The organism is Psychrobacter sp. P11F6 (assembly GCF_001435295.1).
Taxonomy (GTDB): Bacteria; Pseudomonadota; Gammaproteobacteria; order Pseudomonadales; family Moraxellaceae; genus Psychrobacter.
Genome location: NZ_CM003594.1, coordinates 1,240,109 through 1,261,807 on the forward strand (window position 1 = coordinate 1,240,109; position 21,699 = coordinate 1,261,807).

Annotated in this window: 19 protein-coding genes and 1 tRNA gene; 10 read left to right on the plus strand and 10 right to left on the minus strand. The window is 43.2% G+C overall.

Annotated elements, in window-relative coordinates; translation table 11 throughout:
- Positions 1-23: 23 nt before the first annotated feature.
- Complete coding sequence (gene queA, locus AK822_RS05160) at positions 24-1,244, minus strand: tRNA preQ1(34) S-adenosylmethionine ribosyltransferase-isomerase QueA (RefSeq protein ID WP_060490808.1); 1,221 nt, start codon at positions 1,242-1,244, stop codon at positions 24-26.
- A 166-nt stretch (positions 1,245-1,410) separates the two neighbouring features.
- A complete protein-coding gene (gene dinB, locus AK822_RS05165) occupies positions 1,411-2,496 on the minus strand; it encodes a DNA polymerase IV (protein WP_060490809.1) in 1,086 nt (361 codons plus the stop codon).
- A gap of 508 nt (positions 2,497-3,004) precedes the next feature.
- On the opposite strand from dinB, the gene AK822_RS05170 reads away from it, so the two are divergent.
- Positions 3,005-3,250, plus strand: coding sequence for a hypothetical protein (locus tag AK822_RS05170; RefSeq protein WP_045446843.1), 246 nt, complete (start codon positions 3,005-3,007; stop codon positions 3,248-3,250).
- A 65-nt stretch (positions 3,251-3,315) separates the two neighbouring features.
- Here AK822_RS05170 and AK822_RS05175 read toward each other — a convergent pair.
- Together AK822_RS05175 and AK822_RS05180 are read right to left on the minus strand one after the other, a co-directional pair.
- Positions 3,316-3,401, minus strand: a tRNA-Leu gene (locus AK822_RS05175).
- 143 nt (positions 3,402-3,544) lie between these two features.
- Positions 3,545-4,318, minus strand: coding sequence for a ferredoxin--NADP reductase (locus tag AK822_RS05180; RefSeq protein WP_045452050.1), 774 nt, complete (start codon positions 4,316-4,318; stop codon positions 3,545-3,547).
- A gap of 509 nt (positions 4,319-4,827) precedes the next feature.
- On the opposite strand from AK822_RS05180, the gene tsaA reads away from it, so the two are divergent.
- Both tsaA and AK822_RS05190 read left to right on the plus strand, forming a co-directional pair.
- Positions 4,828-5,712: a tRNA (N6-threonylcarbamoyladenosine(37)-N6)-methyltransferase TrmO gene (gene tsaA, locus AK822_RS05185; protein ID WP_060490810.1), complete on the plus strand. Its 885-nt coding sequence runs from the start codon at positions 4,828-4,830 to the stop codon at positions 5,710-5,712.
- An 85-nt stretch (positions 5,713-5,797) separates the two neighbouring features.
- Entirely contained in the window at positions 5,798-7,585 is a 1,788-nt protein-coding gene (locus AK822_RS05190) for a type IV pilus assembly ATPase TfpB (protein WP_060490811.1), read from the plus strand.
- A 53-nt stretch (positions 7,586-7,638) separates the two neighbouring features.
- Here AK822_RS05190 and AK822_RS05195 read toward each other — a convergent pair whose 3' ends face one another.
- The gene (locus tag AK822_RS05195; RefSeq protein ID WP_060490812.1) at positions 7,639-8,304 is read right to left on the minus strand and encodes an acyltransferase; all 666 of its coding nucleotides are present in this window, start codon (positions 8,302-8,304) and stop codon (positions 7,639-7,641) included.
- A gap of 260 nt (positions 8,305-8,564) precedes the next feature.
- Here AK822_RS05195 and AK822_RS05200 point away from each other — a divergent pair, with 260 nt between their 5' ends.
- The 6 genes from AK822_RS05200 (at position 8,565) to gspK (ending at position 13,729) form a co-directional block, all read left to right on the plus strand.
- Positions 8,565-9,353, plus strand: coding sequence for a TatD family hydrolase (locus AK822_RS05200; protein ID WP_060490813.1), 789 nt, complete (start codon positions 8,565-8,567; stop codon positions 9,351-9,353).
- Positions 9,354-9,586: 233 nt separating this feature from the next.
- Positions 9,587-10,270 carry a TetR/AcrR family transcriptional regulator gene (locus tag AK822_RS05205; protein ID WP_045446854.1) on the plus strand — a complete coding sequence of 228 codons (684 nt, stop codon included), beginning with the start codon at positions 9,587-9,589 and terminating at the stop codon, positions 10,268-10,270.
- 175 nt (positions 10,271-10,445) lie between these two features.
- Positions 10,446-11,273, plus strand: coding sequence for a prepilin-type N-terminal cleavage/methylation domain-containing protein (locus tag AK822_RS05210; RefSeq protein ID WP_228139065.1), 828 nt, complete (start codon positions 10,446-10,448; stop codon positions 11,271-11,273).
- Positions 11,274-11,276: 3 nt separating this feature from the next.
- Positions 11,277-11,771: a type II secretion system minor pseudopilin GspI gene (gene gspI / locus AK822_RS05215; protein ID WP_060490814.1), complete on the plus strand. Its 495-nt coding sequence runs from the start codon at positions 11,277-11,279 to the stop codon at positions 11,769-11,771.
- Positions 11,768-12,622, plus strand: coding sequence for a type II secretion system minor pseudopilin GspJ (gene gspJ, locus AK822_RS05220; RefSeq protein WP_060490815.1), 855 nt, complete (start codon positions 11,768-11,770; stop codon positions 12,620-12,622). The genes gspI and gspJ overlap by 4 nt, the downstream gene beginning before the upstream one ends.
- Before the next feature lie 39 nt (positions 12,623-12,661).
- Positions 12,662-13,729 carry a type II secretion system minor pseudopilin GspK gene (gene gspK, locus AK822_RS05225; RefSeq protein ID WP_060490816.1) on the plus strand — a complete coding sequence of 356 codons (1,068 nt, stop codon included), beginning with the start codon at positions 12,662-12,664 and terminating at the stop codon, positions 13,727-13,729.
- A gap of 57 nt (positions 13,730-13,786) precedes the next feature.
- Here the strand turns inward: gspK and AK822_RS05230 are convergent, their stop codons facing one another.
- From AK822_RS05230 to ychF, 4 genes are all read right to left on the minus strand, one after another.
- Positions 13,787-14,467, minus strand: coding sequence for a TetR family transcriptional regulator (locus tag AK822_RS05230; protein WP_045446867.1), 681 nt, complete (start codon positions 14,465-14,467; stop codon positions 13,787-13,789).
- 104 nt (positions 14,468-14,571) lie between these two features.
- On the minus strand, positions 14,572-15,993 hold the full coding sequence (locus tag AK822_RS05235; RefSeq protein ID WP_060490817.1) for a deoxyguanosinetriphosphate triphosphohydrolase: 1,422 nt from the start codon (positions 15,991-15,993) through the stop codon (positions 14,572-14,574).
- Positions 15,994-16,073: 80 nt separating this feature from the next.
- Positions 16,074-16,631, minus strand: a complete 558-nt coding sequence (locus tag AK822_RS05240; protein WP_157292361.1) for a hypothetical protein — start codon at positions 16,629-16,631, stop codon at positions 16,074-16,076.
- A 128-nt stretch (positions 16,632-16,759) separates the two neighbouring features.
- Positions 16,760-17,851 carry a redox-regulated ATPase YchF gene (gene ychF / locus AK822_RS05245; RefSeq protein ID WP_055124264.1) on the minus strand — a complete coding sequence of 364 codons (1,092 nt, stop codon included), beginning with the start codon at positions 17,849-17,851 and terminating at the stop codon, positions 16,760-16,762.
- Between the two features lie 362 nt (positions 17,852-18,213).
- Here ychF and AK822_RS05250 point away from each other — a divergent pair, with 362 nt between their 5' ends.
- Positions 18,214-20,406 (plus strand): ATP-dependent helicase, encoded by a 2,193-nt coding sequence (locus tag AK822_RS05250; RefSeq protein ID WP_060490819.1) that lies wholly within the window; start codon positions 18,214-18,216, stop codon positions 20,404-20,406.
- 134 nt (positions 20,407-20,540) lie between these two features.
- Here AK822_RS05250 and AK822_RS05255 read toward each other — a convergent pair whose 3' ends face one another.
- Entirely contained in the window at positions 20,541-21,524 is a 984-nt protein-coding gene (locus tag AK822_RS05255) for a formylglycine-generating enzyme family protein (RefSeq protein ID WP_087945567.1), read from the minus strand.
- Positions 21,525-21,699: the final 175 nt, after the last annotated feature.

Consider the following 21,699-nt stretch of genomic DNA (forward strand, 5'->3'; position numbering starts at 1 on the left):
TACAAAAAATGTTTGAGTATTGTTTAATCTCGCTTTCTGTCGAGCAGCATTGCATCGCCATAACTAAAGAAGCGATAGTGTTCTTTAATCGCATGTTGATAACCATGCTCAATGGCATCTTTACCCGAAAATGCCGAGACCAGCATTAATAACGTTGATTTGGGTAAATGGAAATTGGTTAATAGTCGATCTATCACACCAAACTTAAACCCTGGGTAAATGAATATATCGGTATCACCTGACCAGCTGGAGAGAGGCTGCCCATTAACGGCTGTTTTTTGATAAGCTGTTTCGAGTACGCGTGTGACCGTGGTGCCAATAGCGATGACTTGTTTACCATTCGCATGGGTTTGGTTGATGAGTTCGGCTGTTGCTTGTGGTAAATGTGCATACTCACTATGCATGGTGTGATTGAGCAAGTTGTCCGTTTTTACTGGCGCAAATGTACCAGCGCCAACGTGTAGAGTCACAAAAGCCGTACGAATACCTTTTGCCGCAAGTTTGCTCAGTACCGATTCATCAAAGTGTAAGCTTGCAGTCGGTGCAGCCACACTCGCAAGCTTGGTTGGATCATGAAAAACCGTTTGATAACGAGTATTGTCTGTCTCATCCGCATGGCGTTCAAAGTAGGGGGGAATAGGTAGCTCACCATAAAGCTCTAAATGCGGCAAGATCGGCGCATCAAACGCTAAAATAAATAAGTTGTCTTGACGACCAATCATCACCGCCTTCATATGACCGTCAGCAAGCTGCAAGTGTTGTCCAAGTTTGAGCGCTTTGCTGGCTTTAACATGGCAAAGTGCAATATGTTCTTGATTCACGGGTTTGTCATTTGCAGCTTCTACAGATTTTTCAGCCTCTACATATAAAGTCGCTGTCTCTAAATCTGAGATATCAACCAAGCGTTCAATCAATACTTCAAGCTTACCGCCAGTATCCTTTTGTCCAAAAAGACGCGCTTTCATCACCTTTGTATCATTAAATATAATCAAATCACCCTCATTTAATAACTCAGGTAACTCAGTGAATAAGCGATCTTCTACAAGCGTAGGGTCTTTTTGATTATTGGCGGGCAAATAAAAAAGTTTTGAGGCAGAACGCTGTGAGAGAGGATAGCGTGCAATCAGGCTATCTGGCAGCTCATAATCATAGTCATCAACGCTCAAATAATTCAAATCATTGTTGTTTTTTTCGGCATCAACTGAGGCGGCAGTAGTAGAGTCTATAGTGTGAAAATCGGTCATAGTCAATCTTTAAATGAATGTAAATTTTGGCGTAATTGTAGCAGAAACGATGTCATGAAAGGACAGTTTAGTAACGACTCATGCGCACAAAACGGCTTGTACATTAAATAGCCTAAGCATTAATTGTTAGAATGAATAATTAACAAAAGTAATGAGCGTCAGTATGTTAGTCAAATAAATTTAACTGCGGCAACAATTGGGCGGTAGGTGTTAATGAAGAGAAAGTAACACCGACTAAGCGGATAGGTAGCTCACGAGGAATGTCTAAAAACAGTTTGTCTAACCAATAATGCGCAGAATCAGCACTGTTAAAGGCAGTCGATAGCGTGTGTGAGCGGGTGATTTGAGTAAAGTCTGCGTATTTAACTTTTAGAGTAATGGTATAGGCGACCAGCTGTTTTTGTTGTAGTTGATGAAAGGCATCGGCATTTTGTTCATAAATTTGTATACGTAATTTATGGTTATTACTTAGATTGTCTTTGAATGTGGTCTCAGAACCCACAGATTTATGCGCGCGCTCAGATTTGACAGCACGCTCATCACACCCATGGGCAATATCGTGATAAAACTGCCCACGCTTGCCGAACTCCTGCACCAATACAGCCGCTTGCATTCGCTTGAGATCCGCGCCAGTACTTACACCCATCGCATGTAAGCGCTTGGCAGTGGCTTTGCCAATACCATGAAAGCGCTCGATAGGTAGCGTACTGATAAAGGCATCAGCGTCCGCTGGCGTGATGATAGCCGTACCATTGGGTTTATTGATATCAGAGGCAATTTTAGCCAGCATCTTGTTAAACGACACACCTGCTGAGGCCGTTAATCCAGTATGCTCTAGTATTTGTGCCCTTAGCCAGTTCGCCATCAAGGTCGCTGAGCCTTTATGGACTTGTAGCCCTGTAACATCGAGATAGGCCTCATCTAGAGACAATGGTTCAACATGTGGCGTTAAGCGGTACATAATCTGACGAATATCGCTACTAACTGCGCGATAAACCTCAAAACGTGGCCTTACAAAAATGACTTCTGGGCAACGTTTACGCGCCTCATAACAAGACATGGCAGAGCGTACACCGAATTTACGCACCTCATAGCTGGCTGCTGCGACCACACCGCGACCACTTGGATCGCCACCAACCACCAATGGCTTACCGCGCAGTTCAGGAAAGTCACGCTGCTCCACACTGGCATAAAAAGCATCCATGTCTATATGAATGATTTTACGGGGGCTAGCATTTATAGAAGTTGTCATACTCACTATTTTACCTGATTCAAGCGCTTTGATTGAGTATCAAAATTTAAATTTATCGATAGAATCCTTTGCTAGGTTAGTAGAACGCTAGCAATGATATATGAATAATTTTATATGTCATAAATCTTATATATCATAGAGTTAGTTAATAATAAACAGTAGTACTAATTCAAAAAGATCGTATTTAGCAAACATATTTTTGCTGTTGAATGATCTAGGTCTACTGTAAATCAAACTCATTTGTACTCTTGCACCACCTGTCGTATCAAGCTCACCGTTTGTCATAAATCTCACATTTAGATGTTACAGTTTTGATTCTGGTGTTTTACAATATAGTATCCGCGCTAATGGATGATTATAAAACAATAAGTAATGCCTTGTGCGCCTCTATGACCATGTAAAAAAGACATTACTTATCGCTCATGCCAAGATCGAAAATGGAGTTTTGGTAAAATTAACTCTTTAAGAGCTTGATGTTAGAGAGTTTAGAATGACTAAGGAGCTGATGATGAATAATGAACTAAAAGGGAGCGATTTAACAAGGGCGATGCTAGCACGCGGCGATAAAAAAGTATGGTGTGCGGTTTGTGATGATAGTGATGAGCAAGCAATGATGGATCATTGTGGTAATGATTTTACGGCTTATATCGTATCATTTCGTGACGGACATTTTTATTGTAATGCTGGCATGCCGTGGGAGTTTGCCGTGCCCATTAAGATAATTGCGGTGCTGCAATCTGAAATAGAGAAGTAAGTATAGCAATAATATTACCGGCACAAAAAAACCTCCTAATGAGGAGGCTGATTTGTTACTAATATTGGTACCAGTGGTCGGACTCGAACCGACACGCTTATTAGGCAACGGATTTTGAATCCGTCATGTCTACCAATTCCATCACACTGGCATGTTAGAAGATAAGGTCTATTAGATAGAGATTATCGAATTGGGCTACAGGGTTAGCTCTGTATAGGCTGCGTATTATAGCAGCCTATTTTTATCCGTCAAGAATTATTTGATATAATTTTCAATTAAATCAAAAAAATTGGTTTAGCCTACAAAAGCACGTTCAACGGCATAATCTGCTTGGACACCCATGCGTGGTGAAACGGTCAAACCAAAATCATCCAAAATCGCTGAAACTTCAGCATTAAATGGCATGCTACCGCAGATCATGACACGGTCGTCTTCTTTATTCATCGGTGGTAAGCCAATATCTTCAAAGAGCTTTCCTGAGGTCATTAAGTCAGTCACGCGACCTTGATTTTTGAAATCCTCACGAGTCACTGTTGGGTAGTAGATGAATTTTTCACGGTACCATTCACCAAAGATCTCGTCGTTAGGTAACTCATTTTCAAACATATCACGATACGCCAAATCATCGACATGGCGCACACCATGTACCAAGATGATTTTTTCAAAGCGTTCATAGACTTCAGGATCACGTGCCAACGATAAAAATGGTGCCAGTCCAGTGCCTGTAGAGAGCATATAAAGGTTTTTGCCAGGCAGTAAATCATCTAGTACCAAAGTGCCCGTTGGTTTTTTGCTGACCAACAGCTCGTCACCAACTTTAATATGCTGCAAGCGCGAGGTTAATGGGCCATCTTGAACTTTGATAGAAAAGAATTCTAAGTGATCTTCGTAGTTCGGGCTAGCAATCGAATAAGCACGCAATAGCGGTCTGCCATCGACAACGATTCCGATCATCGCAAATTCGCCATTACGAAAGCGCAGGCCATCGTCGCGAGTTGTCTTGATGCTAAATAGAGCGTCATTCCAGTGATGAACCTCTGTGACCGTTTCGGTGCGAAGTTTTGACATAAAGTCCTCGTTAATAAGTTGCTATCGGTTTTATTAAGTTTAAATGAGTGTTAAATTAAAATTTTCAATGAAAAAGTGTATAAAAGGGTAGTAAATTTTCAATCATTATTGGAACAGCTAATCGTTTAAAACCTCTGTCATGCAAAGTAAGTAGCATAGCCGATGTTTTAACCAATGTTATGGGGCGATATTCTAACACCTTATTAAGCATTTAAAATCAGGAGAGGGACTGATAAGGTCTAAGGATAGATACGACTGAATCTGTCTCATGTAAAACCATGGCAATAGCTGTTGCTTTAGATGGCTTATAAGGGTTGAAAAATAAAGGCTCTCATCGAATTTATGGCTCATAATACCAAAATTTAAAATAAAAATCCGTCTGGCAGCGACGATGGGGCATGATAAAATGGAATATCGTTAGTGAGTAATTTTGTATCACTGGATAATATGCGCTAAACGTTCTCATAAAAGCAGATGCTTACTATTGAACGGTTTTTTGGAGAAACATGATGTCCGATGATAATATCTCTTTGGCGGGTTACCACCATGCGCCAATGATTGGCTACCATCGTGCGCCGCTATCACAGAAATTTGGTGCGCCACGCCAGCCGAATTTGGTTGCGCTCACCAGTATCATTGAGATGATAGCGCCTTATGACTCGCCAGCAGCATTTGCCGGTTTAGACGCGTTCAGCCATATCTGGATCAGTTGGCAGTTTCATCATAACTATACCAATAAAGACACTCATATTGGCAAAGGTGGCACTGGCTTTCGTGCGCAAGTCCGCCCACCAAGGCTCGGTGGCAATCAAAAAATAGGGGTGTTTGCCAGTCGCAGTATGTATCGACCCTCAGCGCTTGGGCTATCTGTCGTTAAGCTTGAAAGTATCGAGGTTTGTGATGGGCGCGTGTTACTTATTATTAGCGGTGCAGATATGATAGATGGTACGCCGATTATCGATATTAAGCCCTATGTCGCTTATAGCGATGCGCTCAGTAATGCAAAAAGCGGGTTTGCGCCAACTGCGCCAGATTTATTAGAGATAATTATCACGGAGTCTGCTTACGAGCAATTTATGACGTTGGTTGATGCTGGACGATGCGATAAAAATGACAATGACAATGACAATGGGACTGAGAATAAAAATAATAAGAAAGCTATTCATGCAAAAAATAATAGTGTAGCGACGCTTATTCAACAAATGCAAGAGCAATTGCTTATTGCTGATATCGAGACTATTAAAGCATTAATTGCGCAAGACCCGCGTCCAGCTTATCGTCGCGCGGAGATCAATGCGCTGTTTGTCATGCGTTATAAGTCTGTTGATGTTAGCTTCCAGTTGATAGAATCAGGGCAATTGCAGATAACGGCTGTTGTCAAAGTGAGCTTATAGTGCCCAGTGACGCCATTACTGCCGCATGAATGATCCATAAATCACTCCTCAATAAATAACGTATCAATAATAAAAGAAGAACAATATGTCTGCTCAGAAATATTCAATCGTGATTGATTTACGTTGGTGCTTAGATGAACTATTGGCAGATAAAGTGATTGACCAGCGTGGCTACAATTTAGTGATGACGAGCCGCCGTGATAAAGCGCAGCATCCACTCCTGACCATCAGTGAATTTGGTCTGCCAAACGGTCATGCATTGGATAAAAATATTGAGCATAAATTGACTTTGGTATGGTTGAATCAATGGTTAGCTGCCAAAGCAGGCATGGCACTTGTCCGTATTGACCCGTTAAAAGTCGATGTCCCAGCCGTCACTCAGTTGATGTCCTTTGAATATGCCCGCTCACAGCATATTTTGCCCATTGAAGTGACGAATGATGAAGTCGTCATCGGTACAGACCAGCCGTTCTGTACTGAGTGGCAGACAAGTATCGAAAAATTAATCAAGTCTAAAAGTTATCGTACGGTTTATATCAATCCTGAGCAAATCAATCGCTATCGTCAAGAATTTTACCAAGTCACCCAAGCGATTGCAGGAGCAAATAGTGTCCACAAGCGCGCGGCGGCTGATGTCACCAATGTCGAGGCATTATTGCAACTTGGCGACAATACCAACCCTGATGCCAACGATCAACATATTGTCAGAGTTGTCGATTGGCTGTTGCAATATGCTTTTGAGCAGCGAGCCAGTGATATCCATTTAGAGCCTCGCCGTGAGACGGGTAAAGTTCGTTTTCGTATTGATGGCGTGTTGCATACCGTCTATGAGATGCCATTGGCAATTATCGTCGCGGTGACGGCGCGGATTAAAATATTAGGACGACTGAATGTGGCAGAAAAACGCAAACCACAAGATGGCAGGTTGAAAACCCGTACACCAAAGGGTCTAGAAACTGAGCTGCGCCTATCGACGATGCCGACTGCCTTTGGCGAAAAGCTGGTGATGCGGGTATTTGATCCTGAAGTGCTGGTGCGCTCGTTTGCTCAGCTTGGTTTGTCAGGTAAGCAGCTCGATACTTGGCATGAGTTGACAGCGCATCCCAACGGTATTATTTTGGTTACGGGTCCGACTGGCTCAGGTAAGACTACGACGTTGTACAGTACGCTTAAGCAGCTCGCCACAGAACAAGTTAATGTCTGTACGATTGAAGATCCTATCGAGATGATTGAGCCTGCTTTTAACCAAATGCAGGTCAATCCAGGCGTTGATTTGCATTTTGCAGATGGTATTCGCTCTTTGATGCGCCAAGACCCAGATATCATTATGGTTGGTGAGATTCGCGATGCCGAAACCGCCAATATGGCAGTACAAGCATCACTTACTGGACATTTGGTACTATCGACGTTGCATACCAATGATGCACCAAGCTCACTTACTCGCTTGCATGATTTGGGCATTCAGCCGTTTTTGACCTCAGCGACGATATTAGGCGTCATGGCGCAGCGTTTGCTACGCACGTTATGTTCGCATTGCAAAAAAGCCTTAGACGTAATCCCAGACAGTGAAATTGCTGTTCAGTGGCAGGAGCTGGTTCAGCCTTGGCGTGCGCCCGCTCCAGCGCAAATTTATACGGCGCAAGGCTGCGAGCATTGTCGCCATACGGGCTATCAAGGTCGCGTTGGTCTGTACGAGATCATGCCGTTGTCAAATGAGCTAAAAAAACTGGTCGCCGCCGATGCCAATTTAGATGTGCTTAAGCAGCAAGCGTACCGCGAAGGTGTGCAGCCATTGCGCTTATCGGGCGCAAAGCGTATTAGTGAAGGGGTGACGACCATAGAAGAAGTAATGCGAGTGGTGCCATTGCATTGACATCAAACGGCTAACGCTTGCTTTAGTAAAACGTTGCCTTGTAACTTAACTCTTTAACGCTCCCAGCGTACATTTTGGCGAATAATTTTGGCTGGTGTACCAGCAATCATGCAGTTGGGCGTCTCAACTGGTTTATTGACAAATGCCCCTGCTGCAATAATACAACCACTGGCGATAGAGACGTTTTTAGAAATGGTTACATTGGCGGCAATCCAAATATGGTCTCCTAAACTGACGTCTGTATGTGCCTTATTCACTCGCGCGTTAGTGTCTATATCATAGACCTTGTGAACGTCAGTCGCTCGAATTTCGATACCACGTGATATCATGCATGATTGACCAATGGTCACACTTTTATCGCGCGCCAAAATATAGCAGTCAATAGCGGTGGTATGATTGCCGATATAAATATGTAGATAATTACCGACAACCAATAATCGCCCCGAGAATTTAACGTGCTCTCCAATCGTGACTTGATTGTGATTGCCGTTGATGTCAATTTTTAACTGATTAAATTTGCCGCCCTTACCGATAGTGATGTGATTGTCATGACCCTTACGAATGGTAATGGTCGAATTGCCAATGATGCGTGCATCTTTGGCGATATTGATATGATTATTGAGCCCTTTGTCTTGTAACAAAAACCGCTTTTTATAGAGCTGTTTGGGTAATAATGTTTTTATAATCGGAGAAAGGCTGATGGTTTTTTTATGGTTCATAATGATGGGCTTATGAAAAGTGAGTAGAAGGCGTAATGTTTTCGCTAGCGACTGGCTTCTATGGTTGATTAGCTGTCTTTATATCAAGGCTCATGTCAAGAATATAGTCAGTTTTGATACCGTTTCAGACACGGTTAACCATGACTCTGATAGTGTAACGCTAAACTTTGCTTGAAAACAGTTGCCTTTGGAGCAATCAATACTCTAAGGTTTTAAACCTAATATTTTTTATTCATTCATGTTTATTAACGAGACTACTTATGTTTACTGATAGCCATTGCCATCTTAATCGCTTAGATTTAACCAAGTATGATGGTAAATTGTCTGGCGCGATTGACGCGATGAAAGCTGCCAATGTCACTCGGGCAATGGCGATTATGTGTGATTTTGCCGAATATGATGAGATTGCTCATATTGTCAGCACTTATGGTGATGAGGCGCTAAATCTTGGCATGAGCGTCGGTATTCATCCTTGTGAAGATATCAGTGTCTTGCAATCAGCGACGGTTGAGCGTTTGATCGAAACGGCTGATGCCGACCATGTATGGGCGATTGGGGAGACAGGATTAGATTATTACTGGTCAACGGAAAACAAAAAAGAGCAGCAAGCCAGTCTTGCTCGCCATATTCATGCCAGTCAAAGCCTGAAAAAGCCACTCGTCATTCATATGCGTGATGCCAAAGAAGATACGATTGATATCTTAAAATCAGAAGGCGCTGAACACGGTATTATTCATTGTTTTACCGAAGATTGGGAGACGGCCAAACGTGCACTTGACTTAGGGTTTTATATCTCATTTTCGGGCATTGTTAGCTTTAAGAGTGCTCAAATGATTAAAGATGCAGCAAAAAACATGCCTAGAGATAGACTGCTTATCGAAACCGATAGCCCTTATTTAGCACCGGTGCCCAAGCGTGGTAGACCGAATGAGCCTGCCTACGTACCGTATGTCGCCAGTTGTCTGGCAGAGATGTATGGCTGTAGTAGCAATGATGTTGGGGCATTAACTGCAAAAAACTTTGAGAATTTACTGGCACAGTATCACTAAAATGGTTATGCTATGACCACTCAGTCATTTATGATACAGTCTTATTGCTTTACGTTATTTGTATTTATAATGTGGAGCGTAAGCCTATGATTATCAATGACTATTTAGCAAACACAAGCATATCTCCTTTGGTGGTTTTCGAGCAGACTTTGTATGATGTTATACGCTTGTCGCCGATGCATTCATCCACATGATGGTCATATGCTTAATCTTGTCAGGTTTTAGGAGAGATTATGAGTCGTCAGCATCAGTTCAAGGCACGAGAAGAGAATATCTTAGCGATGGCAGAGCAATTGCTACTTGAGTCGGGCGATGGTGATATTACTTTAGACAGTTTGGCAGACCAGCTGGATCTGGCTAAAGGTACACTGTATAAGCATTTCTCCAGTAAAGATGAACTATATTTGCGTATTATTATCCGCTATGAAGAACAACTGTTTGAGATTAATCGTATTGATGATTGTCCATCAGCAGGCGTTGCTCGTATGATCTTTCAGCAGTTATTTAACCCACAAAAAGCTATGTTGCTCAATCAAATCGAAGAGCGTTTGGCGGCATCAGTGACGGGTCTCAATCGCTTGTTTGGTGAGCTATATGATATTCGCCGTCAGCGTATGAAACGCTTGATTGACATTATCAGCGCGTATTTACAAGAGCAGCACAGTAGTTTGAGCACGCGCGACTATTTGTCCTCGATTTGGGCGATGGGTCAGGGCGGTGCTGGACTATTAAATTCAAGCTTTTACCAGCGGTATTTGGGTCGCCGTGATACCCTACGTTATGCTTTCGTTCAGCAAATGCTTGAGTTGCCGAGCCATTATCCTGCGGCCGACGATGAGGTGATGGATGAAGATATGCAGGAGTTGGTCGAGCAAATCGATACTGAGTCAGAAGAGCACCGTAATACCAGTTATTAATATCTTTGTTTAACTTATGGTCTTTTAACCCAATTTTTTTAAATTCGTGTTGCTATATTCGTTATCGCAGCACGGTGCATCCATGCTAAAAATGGATACATGCTTACCAGCTTTAGCGCCCAATCATAGTTTTATTCTTCATACCACAACCTGCTCATAGGTTTATAGGTGCAATATGCCGGTCACTGCCAAGATTCCGTCCAGCTCAGCGGTCACTTGCTATTCACACTTAAGTCATCAATATTTGCAATATAAAAACACGGATAGATATCGCTTACCTCTGGTTTATCAGCATAAATCCCTCCCAGTACAAAACACTCACGTTTCCCCTCATAAATCCTCAAGCCTTGCTCAGGCACAGCAAGGCTTTACCCTTGTCGAAATTGTAGTGGTGGTCGTTATTCTGTCTATCTTTGCTGGCATGATGAGCTTGTCGGTGGGTAGTAGTGAATCGCGTAAAAACCGTGCTTTTTATGAGCATTTAACGGATTCACTGAGCTATGTACGGTTGTTGTCTGCTGAGCGTATGCAGCCGATGGGTTTGAGCCTGCAAGCAGATAAACAAGGTCAAGTAGCTCCTGTGATTGTTACTTTATCAAATCCTTATATTGCCTATCAAACCAATGATACCCCGTCAAATAGCATGGACAGCACGCCTAAAAATTCGATGGAATTGTCTGCTGATCTGACAAGTATGTCGGGGACGATGGGAAAGCAACAGCTAGTGCCTAGCTGGGAGATTGAGCCAGAAGTCAGTTTGCCGGAGTTACCTGCTGGGGTTAGTTTGAGGGTGCAAAGCTTGGAGGCTGGCAATCTATCAATGCCTGAACAGGGGCAAACATTGCAGCCTTGGTTTGCCGATCAAGCAGTCCCACAGATATTATGGTTTGGTACAGGGCAAGCAACGCCTGTCACCATTGAGGTGCTGCACAATTCGCGTCTGGTGGGCGAAGTCATTACCATTATGCCTGATGGTAGTATGACGATCGGACAAGGGCTGTAGCTGATGATAGATAAGGATGGCATTCTATCTGCTGATATAAACAAAAAGCCAATGCTATCAAAGCATGAAAGCGGCTTTACTCTGATTGAGGTAATGGTGGCGTTAGCGATTTTAGCGGTTGTTGCTGTGGCTGCTAGCCGTGCCAGTAGTGCCTATCTCAGCTCAGTGGATGTCTTACGCACACGTACATTGGCACATTTTGTCGCACAGAATGCGGCCGCTGATTTGCGTATTCAAGAGACTTGGCTGACGGCCAATCGCACACAAACAATCAATGCTCAAGGGCGTGATTGGCAAGTAGTGATGACGGTCAGTGATGCCATTACGCCTGCTTTAAAAGAGGTGAATATCGCTGTCGCACCCATTATAGATGGACAGACGCGCACCGCCGTGACTGATATCAACGTAATATTGAGCAATGCGGAGCAAGACATTGGTAGTTTGGACTTAAGCAGTTTGGGCGCTGATATTGCAGGGCAGTCTGGAGGCAATCCGTGAAGTCGCAGCGTGGATTTACGCTACTTGAATTGATGGTTGCCATGGCAATATTTGCGATGTTGGCAGTGGCTGGCTGGCAGGTGTTTGATAGCGTCAACCGTGCTCGCGAACGTGCACAATTTCATGCTGATAACTTAGCTGTTTTGCAATATGCTTATTTGCAACTACAGCAAGACATGGGGCAAATTATCCCTTATCAAATACCAAGTACTCAAAATAACAGTGTGACAAATAACAGTACAAATGCCAGTGATAGCACAAACAATAGCGCCCAAGCCAATGAAACAGTGCCTGAGCCTTTTATGAGCTTGGATGGTGAGCATGTCAGCTTTGTTCGTTTTGCCGACCCTGATCCACGGTATCAAAGTAGCATGAGTGTCCAACATATCGAATACATTTTTGCCGATGAGCGTTTAATCCGCCGTCAATATACTAGCATCGATGGTGGGCGCGATAGCATCAGCCTAGACAGTGTATTACTCGAAGGCGTCACCGCAGGGCGTTGGCAAGCATATTTACCTGAACTAAGCACCAAATTTCCCAATAAAGACAGCAGTAATAACGGCAATAGCAGTACAAATACAACCTCTGGGCAGACGGCCAATGCCGTAAGCGCCAAGCCAGCAGTGGTTTTATTGCCCAAAGGCATTGCTGTCAATTTTACTTATCAGGATATGCCCATCACTTGGCAGTGGGCGCCTGCTCCCCAACCAATACCAATTAACAATACCAACAAAAGCAATAACAATGCTGCTAATAATGGCAATGGTAGCAATAACGATAGTAGTGATAAGACTAATAATGACGACCCGAATAACAATGTAAATAACAATGCAGGAAGTAATATTTAAAATGTACCACTGGGTCAATAATAAAGGCGGCTTAAGTCAATGACAGCAAACTCTCAGCGCGGAGTAGCGCTGCTCACTATCTTACTATTGGTGGTCAGTATTACCGTGGTGGCGGGGGCGATGCTTGCCAGTCAAAAGATTGCTATTAGGCGTAGCGGCTTATTGTTTGATCAAAATCAGCTGTCACAAGATATCAATGCTGGTCAGCAATTGGCCATCACGATGATTCGTGCTGACGATAAGCTGAATGACACAGATAGCGAGCAAGACATTTGGGCGCAGCCATTACCGCCTTATCTTTTAGCCAATCATAGCATCAGTATTGAAGTGCGCGATGAAGCCAGTCGTTTTAATATTAATAACTTATATCAGAATGGCGCGGTTGATAGCGCCGCCTTAGCCATATTTCAAAGATTGTTGATACAATTAAATCTGGAACCTGATATTGCTATTGCTGTTCTTGATTATCAAGATACGGATAGCAACGTTTACCAAGACGGTGGTGATGAGAGTGTGGTTTATGCTCAGCAATCAAGTGGCTCAGCGAGTAAGACTTTGCCCAATCAAGCATTGGTCAGTGTCGATCAATTGCAAGAGATTCCAGGGGTAAATGCTGAAGTACTAGCGGCACTACGTCCTTATATTACGGCGGTTCCTTATTATGTGCCTATTAATGTCAATACTGCCAGTCCAGTTTTGCTGGCTGCACTGATAGATGGCGCAACCAGCCAACAGATGCAGGGATTGGTCGATATGCGGGCAAAGCAGGCGTTAGCCTCTATCGATGATGTATGGAAATTGCCGATGTTGAGCGTTTTAAATGATGATCAGCGAAAGGCGTTAAAACCAATGCTTGCAGTCGATAGCCAAGCCTTTATGGCGCTTATTACCGCAACGGATAGTGCAAGCCTTGGTCAACAAAGACAAAGGTTTGCAACCGTATTGATTAGTAAAATTGCGACTGACGCTAGCGCGGCAGTAGGGAATAATGCGAATAACAGCACGTCTAACAATAATAATGGCAATAATGAGAATGGCAATAATAAACAAGCCAAAGAAATTAAAGTGGTGACACAGCGTTTATGGGCATTTAGACCCAGTTTCTAACGTTGAGCCACCTAAAAAGAGTCTTGCTCAATGCCGAGGTAGAATATTTGACGTCACCTAATCTCCTAAGTGCGTCTCTTCCGTAGATTTCCAGTTATAAGCCCCATAAAACAGCATCTGTGCTTGGCGAGTGCAATTATGGAGCATCAGCTGTTTATTTTCTTCAATCTCATTCAGATCGATTTCATCATCATGGTCTTCAGTATAAGTCAGCTCCAACCAATCGATAATCCAAGAAAAGAACATATTTACCCCAGCTTCAGCCAGTAGGCGACGGTCATAGGCATTGATATGAGTAAAAGCAGGCTGTAGCGCTAAATCATCAGCCAAGCTTTGAGCATGTTTTTTGACAAGTTCATTAATGGCTTTGCGTACAGCTTCTGAGCCACCGTAGCGCTCACTGACTAAAAATTGCCAGTAATAAGGCTGATCACTGACCATATACAAGAACAGCTGAATGCTCTTAGCAATTTGGCGATCAAAGCTACGCTTGCGCCCAATCTGTAAGCTATCGCTTAGGATCGCCAGCGTACCGCCTAGCTCTTCTACCACCAATGCTCGACCAAGCGATTCCATGTCATCAAAATGCCGATAAAATGCGGTCGGCACCACGCCAACCTCACGCGTTACTTGCCGGAGGCTGATTGAGCTAAAAGACTGCCCTGTCATACATAAATCAAGCACGGCATTAAAAAAGGCGTGCCGAGTTTGAAGTTTCTTTTGTTCGCGACTGCTCATAATATTTCAAAATTGTCCAATAAGGGTTTATCATACTCATTTCAGCGTAAAAATACGACTGAAATACGCAACTTGTATTAATTTACTAGACCGGCACGGGTCTTTTAAACCATCGTACCCCAATGGCCTTGTAACTCTTGTGCCAATCGATACGCCTCATGATCATTCATCCCAGTGATAAAGTCCAATATATTTAAGATATTGTGATAGACATTATCTGATAATACCCGCCGATGCTCATCGAGATGTGGCTGTAACAACATTAGTAGGCGCTGCTGCTCAAAGGACATGGATTGAGGATCAGATGTTGCTCTACTACCTGTCCAAGCCAATGGCATAAAAGCATCTAATAAACGATGCAAGCATTGATTGGCCATTAGCTCCATTCGGACTTTGCTTGGGTGATTGAATATTTTCTCACGTGCCAACTGTTTGGCTTGGTTGATGCCACTTTGCACACTGATATCACAGTGGTCAAATAAACTGCCTTGCAGTGTACCAGCCAGCAATGCATCACTGTTGGCGACGAAAGCATCGGTCACCGTGTTTACCAAACGCATCATGGCACGGGCTCGCAATGAGGCTAAGCTCTGCCTCACAGACATGTGTACGGGCAGATTGATACTGCTAGGGCGCTCACCAATCAGCTCATAAAATATGGCGGCAACCTCACTATAGGTCAGCATATTGAGATTGATACCATCTTCTAAATCGATCAAGGCATAGCAAATATCGTCTGCTGCTTCTAGTAAATAAGCCAGCGGATGACGCGCAAAACCGTCGTGCTGTGTTGAACGTGGTAAATGCAAACAGGCTGCCAACTCTTCTAATTGTGCTGACTCACTATAAAAGCAGCCAAATTTTTGTACATTTTGATGGTGGTGTTTATCATTGACATCGTTGCTGTGAGAGGCAAGCCACGGATACTTCATAAAAGCGCCTAGCGTTGCACAAGTGAGACGCATACCACCTTTATCAGGATGGTGCTCATTACGCGCCAACAGTCGAAACCCTTGTGCATTACCTTCGTAGGCCAGCAAGTCCAAGCGCTCGTTGCTACTTAAATTTTGTAATATCGCTTGAGGGTCAGGTTGCCTAAACCAATCTCGAATGGCATACTCTCCCGCATGACCAAAAGGCGGGTTGCCAATATCGTGAGCGAGGCACGCTGCTTGTACAATGACACCGACATCGGCTGGCGATACGCCTGCTGGTAGACCGCTGGCCAATTTATCATGGAGCTTTTCTGCTGCCATCATTGCTAAAGAGCGTCCAATAGAGGAGACCTCAAGCGAATGAGTCAGACGCGTATGGATACCGAGCTGATTGGTTAATGGATGGACTTGGGTTTTTTGATTCAACTGCCGAAAGGAGTGCGAAAATACCAGTCTGTCGTAGTCTTTGTGAAACTGAGAGCGAGTACTTGTATTGGCGTTAAACTTTTTGGCAGCACCAAGACGTTGTGAGTTGAGGAGATGAGACCATTGTGTGGTAGGGGACGGCAAAGAGGTTGGTGTACTTAGCATATTGAAACATCCGAAACCAAGGGAGCCTCTAGCATAGCAAAATAGCGCCCTTGGTACAGATATATAGTCAGAGAACGACATTAAGATTTCTGGCAGTTAAAAAGCACTTCTTCCTTTTCGATAGCCACATTGCTGTCCAATGTTTTATTGAGCAATGTTGCTTTGTCACCATTTACTTGCCATATGATGCCATGGGTATCATCTAGGCCGATATCACTGGTATAGATGGTTTTTTCAGTACTGGCGTCGCTATCAGAGGTAGCGGTCAAATCGTATTCGATACCATCGATGAGTAGGTACACTGTCTGCAATGGAGCATCATCATGGTAAGACACGCCTATAGTAGCAGTAGGCTCACAAGAGAATGGTGTGCTGTTGCTGGCATGTTCTGCATGATCGTGTCCTGCATGCGCGCTTTCCTCGTGGCTATGACTTTCATGATTGTGTCCTTCATGACCTTGTTCCATAGCATCGTGCTCTTCATGAGCATGTTCAGCGTGATCGTCTACGGGTGTTACTTCTTCGGATACTACCGTATCACTTTCTGCATTAGGCTGACAGCCCAATAGAGAGCCTGTCATGATACTTCCTACAAGCGCAACACTGGCAAATCTAGAAAAAGAGAAATAGTCAGTCATAGTATAAGTCCTCAAATAGTAAAATAAAGATATGTTATAATATAACAACAAACAGACAAAATAAAGCCGATGCTGGAAAATATCCAACATCGGCTCATAAATTACGGTTTGTGCTTACCGTATTAAGGTTACACGTTAAAACGGAAATGCATGACATCACCGTCTTGTACGATATAAGTCTTGCCTTCTAGACGTGACTTACCAGCGGCAGCGGCGCCTTTTTCACCGCCATACTCGATAAAGTCATCATAAGCAATGACTTCGGCACGAATGAAGCCACGCTCAAAGTCAGTGTGAATCACGCCAGCTGCTTGCGGTGCGGTTGCGCCAACTGCAACCGTCCAAGCACGCACTTCTTTAACACCAGCAGTAAAGTAAGTCTGCATATCTAGCAAATCATAACCACCGCGAATGACTTGATCAAGTCCGGCTTCTTCCATATCCATCTCAGCTAAGAAGTCTTTTTTGTCGTCTTCATCAAGCTGAGCGATTTCAGATTCGATTTGGTTGCATAGCGCGATAACGATAGAATCTTCGCCAGTCGCATAGTTGCGTACCGCATCAAGGTAAGGGTTGTTTTCAAAGCCATCTTCACTGACGTTAGCGATATACATGGTTGGTTTTAGGGTGATTAAACCATAACTTCTGATAAGCTTTTTCTCATCAGCATCTAGGTTCGCTGCGCGTGCCGCTTTACCTTCTGCTAATAAAGGCTCAACTTTTTTAAAGATATCAAGCAATGCTTGCGCGTCTTTGTCGCCACCTTTAGCCTTCTTGGTTTGGTTGTGAATGGCACGCTCAACGGCCTCTAAATCTGCCAATGCCAATTCAGTATTAATGGTTTCGATATCATCAATCGGGCTGACGCGACCATCAACGTGGACGACGTTGTCATCATCAAAACAGCGTACGACGTGCGCAATCGCATCAGTCTCACGGATATTGGCTAGGAACTGGTTGCCCATGCCTTCGCCTTTTGAAGCACCAGCGACTAGACCTGCGATATCCACAAACTCCATTGTCGTTGGTAATACGCGCTCAGGCTTAACGATATCAGCCAGTTTCTTTAGGCGTGGGTCAGGTACTGGTACGATACCTGTGTTGGGATCTTTGGTACAAAATGGAAAGTTTTCAGCGGCGATACCCGCTTTGGTCAACGCATTAAACAAGGTAGATTTACCCACGTTTGGTAGGCCGACGATGCCGCAATTAAAACCCATAACAGTCTCTCAATATAGTAATAAAATCAGTTGGTATAAAGATTGGTTAAATGATAAATCAAAATTGGGCACATTGTAGCAAATTTACCTGAATAGGGGTGAGGTTGTTGTGTTGTATACTGAGATTTTGCGTTCGGTGATGACTGGTAATTTTGCTGTTTTCTCGATTATGGTAAGCTGTGCTATAAAAGGATAGTTTGGCTTGTAGGCGTATGACAGGTAAGCGCCTACGACTCGTTACACTGTACGAGTAATCTTCATTATGAACACCAAGCGCTCTCAGTCAAATCTGCAAAACACTATGTATAAATGCGCCGTCTCGATAAAGGCCGCTAAAATAAAATGAAAGGCAAAACCTTATAATGACTACCACGATCTTTGACACGCACCACTACAATTATCCGCAGAACTTCATTGAGATTAAGCCTAAGCTGGCGCGTCTGGAAAAGGCGATTAAAAAGCTAGAGGCAAATTTAATCGATGCTAATAATGCTGCAAATATTGAGCTGTTAAATGAAAGGCTGAATAGTGAATTAGGATTAAAAGTAGACTATGCCCGTGAACTAAATCCTGACCAGTTATTAGCAGCCACAACTATCGAAGGCAAGGTGCTAGTCATTGCTGGTGCAGGCTCTGGCAAGACTAAAACGCTCACGTACCGTACCAGTTATTTATTAGAGAACGGGGTCACGCCCAAAAGTATCTTGCTACTGACTTTTACGCGTAAAGCAGCGAATGAAATAAAAGGTCGCGCCAAAACCTTACTTGCGAATACCTTATTTGATAAACAGTCTGATGAAGACTTGGTAAAGGATAAGCTGCCAACTGATAAACGGCTCAACGATATCACCAGTGGTACTTTTCACTCATTCTGCAATATGCTGCTGCGTCAATATTCAGGTTTATTGGGCATTAATCCGCGATTTACGATTTTAGACACGGGCGATAGCGAAGATGCCATCGACTTAATTCATAAAGAAAAGAAGTATCCTGCGCAAACCAAAAGCCAAGCCTTTCCGCGTAAGAAGACACTGCAAAATATCATCTCTAGCTCTCGGAATAGACGCATTCATATCCGCGATTTAATCGAAAGCAGTTATCCTGATATCGCCGTACATATTCCGATTATCGAACAATTGGCGGTCGATTTTCATGAGTATAAGCGTGCCAATCACCTCTACGACTTTGATGATATTATCAGTCAGGTCGTGCGTCATTTGAAGACGAATGATACCTTTCGCCAAATGCTACAAAACCAATATCGCTACATTATGGTTGATGAATATCAAGACACCAATATTCCGCAAAAGCAGCTGATAGATTTGATTAGTAAACCTGAGTCGGTATCGCTGATGGTCGTTGGTGATGACAACCAGAGTATTTATGCTTTTCGCGGTGCCAATTACGAAAACATTCTGTTATTCGGTGAGACCTATCCCGATGCCAAGCTGATTAAGCTCGAGCAAAACTATCGCAGTACGCCTGCTGTTTTAGATTATATCAATGCTTTGTCCGTGCAAATCACGCTAGGTTATCAAAAACAATTGTACTCTGGTGCATCGATAAGTGGGCATAAGCCAGTGTTTAGCCGCCTAAGTAATGAGACAAAAGAAGCCAAGTATATCGCCGATAAAATCATCGAGCTAAAGTCAGATCATGATTATGATGATTTTGCGGTACTGTGTCGCACATCCTTTCAATCTAACTATGTCCAGCTAGAGTTTATGGAGCGTCATATTCCATTCATTGTGGTGGGCGGTATCAAGTTCATTGAAAGGCGACATATCAAAGACGTTTTGGCCTTTGTTAAAGTCCTCTATAACCCGAATGATACGATTGCATGGCATCGTATTTTAACCTTATTCCAAGGCGTGGGAATAGTCACCGCGACGCGTTTGACCCAAGCGATTAATGCCGATAACAACTCCTTTGAGCCATTACTTACGGCGAAGTTTGCTAAAAAAAGTATACAGCTTGAACCTTTATACAATACGCTCACTAAAGCAAATCAAGCTGAATCCGTCGAGACGGTCATTGAGCTGATTTTAGAGTTCTATATTCCTGTCCTAAAAACGATTGAGGAAAATTGGCGAGAGCGCAAGGAGGACTTTCGTGTGCTCAAAAATTTGGCAATAGAACACAGTAGCCTTGATAACTTCTTAGAAAATTTGGCACTCGATCCGCCTAACGATTCGGTCGCAGCCATGGAGAAACCAGAAGATAATGACACAGATAAAGTGACGATTTCGACCATTCACAGTGCGAAGGGGCTGGAGTGGCCAGTGGTGTTTGTTAACTCATTGGTCGATGGTATCACGCCGCACTATCGCTCTTTGGATGACTTTGAGGCGCTAGAAGAGGAGCGTAAGTTATTTTATGTTGCTTGTAGTCGGGCCAAGAGCCAATTATTTTTAACCGCTCCCGATTATTTTTCAAGTTACTCAGGATACTTCGATAAAGTCTCACGCTTCATCGCAGAGCTATCTGCTGATGAGGTAACGGTCGAGACAATTAAAAAGACTATAGATGAGAGTGATGATCCAGTATGGTGGTAAGTAGTTTTTTCATATTCAAGCTCTTAAATTTGTTTATAGTCGTTCAGTCTTTGACAGTTTTAAAGATACATCACCAATCAAAAGAAATGGTGATGATACTTATGATGTCTAACCAATCAGAGCGTAATGTTTCTTTATGACATAGACTTACTAAAATTAGCCACACAACGTGCAGAAGTGAAAGCATTTTGATTCACATTAGTATCATCAGATATTAGAGGCGGGTTTGGTTGTTTCTGAAATCGCTTAATGGTAACTGCACCTCCCGCATGTACATTACCTGCTGAGCCTTCAGTAGCAGTCACACCTCGTAATACTTTCTCAGTGCCTGTCTCTGATCCTTGCGGGTTATGCTCTGGACTATTAGTATAATATTCTGGATCGTACCAATCGATCATCCATTCGTAGTTTTGATTGACTAAATCATAGAGTCCTAGAAGATTAGGAGGATAGAATCCCAACATAGGAACCGCTAAAGAAGTATTATATTTATTGCTAAACTTACTTTGCTCTTCATACGTCCACATATTACGTCCAGGATCTATCTCTCCCGTATCGGTTGGAAATAATATATATTGTCCGCGATTACGCGCAGCATATTCCCACTGTGCTTCGGTTGGCAGGCTCATGGGTACATCTAGCTGTTGACCTAACCATTGACAGTAGTGCTGTGCCGTTTGCCAATTAATACCAGCTGCTGCATTCGGTTGGCGTATCTCTATTGTTATAGGTTGCATTCCCTCTTCATCTTGCCCTGTTGCCATACTATAGATATCAAAGTCGCTATAGGTTGCCTTGTAGGCATTCATACTAAAGCTATCAAGCGTCACTTTATGCAGCGGTTTATTATCAGATTGTCCAGTTAAGGGCAAGCCATCGGTCCAGTCGAGCTTAGGACCAAAATCACCCATCTCAAAGCTGCCACCTTCAATAAAGCGCATATTGGCTTTTTGCTTCGCTAAAAAGTCGTCTAACTGTTGTTGTTCAGCATCGGTTAAATTGCTACGGGTTTGCGGAACACCATTACTATCTGCCGTTGCTACAGCCTCTTTAGCGCAGGCAGTCATAGTAAATAGCGGCATAATAAATAAAGATACGAATAGAGGCTTAAGCGTCATAATAAGCTACAGTGATATTTTGTTGAGAATTAAGAAGGATTATACTAATAATTTAATGGGGTTGTCTGAGTGTAAATATTAAACTACTGTCGATATATTTCGGGTTAATAAAGAGGTTCAAAAACACCGGCGCGTAGTACGATATATTTATCAATCGTGGTAATGTCAATGACTA

Coding starts and splice junctions, on each gene's coding strand:
- queA (WP_060490808.1), bottom strand. CDS start 1,244: ATGACCGATTTTCACACTATAGACTCTACTACTGCCGCCTCAGTTGAT.
- dinB (WP_060490809.1), bottom strand. CDS start 2,496: ATGACAACTTCTATAAATGCTAGCCCCCGTAAAATCATTCATATAGAC.
- AK822_RS05170 (WP_045446843.1), top strand. CDS start 3,005: ATGAATAATGAACTAAAAGGGAGCGATTTAACAAGGGCGATGCTAGCA.
- AK822_RS05180 (WP_045452050.1), bottom strand. CDS start 4,318: ATGTCAAAACTTCGCACCGAAACGGTCACAGAGGTTCATCACTGGAAT.
- tsaA (WP_060490810.1), top strand. CDS start 4,828: ATGTCCGATGATAATATCTCTTTGGCGGGTTACCACCATGCGCCAATG.
- AK822_RS05190 (WP_060490811.1), top strand. CDS start 5,798: ATGTCTGCTCAGAAATATTCAATCGTGATTGATTTACGTTGGTGCTTA.
- AK822_RS05195 (WP_060490812.1), bottom strand. CDS start 8,304: ATGAACCATAAAAAAACCATCAGCCTTTCTCCGATTATAAAAACATTA.
- AK822_RS05200 (WP_060490813.1), top strand. CDS start 8,565: ATGTTTACTGATAGCCATTGCCATCTTAATCGCTTAGATTTAACCAAG.
- AK822_RS05205 (WP_045446854.1), top strand. CDS start 9,587: ATGAGTCGTCAGCATCAGTTCAAGGCACGAGAAGAGAATATCTTAGCG.
- AK822_RS05210 (WP_228139065.1), top strand. CDS start 10,446: ATGCCGGTCACTGCCAAGATTCCGTCCAGCTCAGCGGTCACTTGCTAT.
- gspI (WP_060490814.1), top strand. CDS start 11,277: ATGATAGATAAGGATGGCATTCTATCTGCTGATATAAACAAAAAGCCA.
- gspK (WP_060490816.1), top strand. CDS start 12,662: ATGACAGCAAACTCTCAGCGCGGAGTAGCGCTGCTCACTATCTTACTA.
- AK822_RS05230 (WP_045446867.1), bottom strand. CDS start 14,467: ATGAGCAGTCGCGAACAAAAGAAACTTCAAACTCGGCACGCCTTTTTT.
- AK822_RS05235 (WP_060490817.1), bottom strand. CDS start 15,993: ATGCTAAGTACACCAACCTCTTTGCCGTCCCCTACCACACAATGGTCT.
- AK822_RS05240 (WP_157292361.1), bottom strand. CDS start 16,631: ATGACTGACTATTTCTCTTTTTCTAGATTTGCCAGTGTTGCGCTTGTA.
- ychF (WP_055124264.1), bottom strand. CDS start 17,851: ATGGGTTTTAATTGCGGCATCGTCGGCCTACCAAACGTGGGTAAATCT.
- AK822_RS05250 (WP_060490819.1), top strand. CDS start 18,214: ATGACTACCACGATCTTTGACACGCACCACTACAATTATCCGCAGAAC.
- AK822_RS05255 (WP_087945567.1), bottom strand. CDS start 21,524: ATGACGCTTAAGCCTCTATTCGTATCTTTATTTATTATGCCGCTATTT.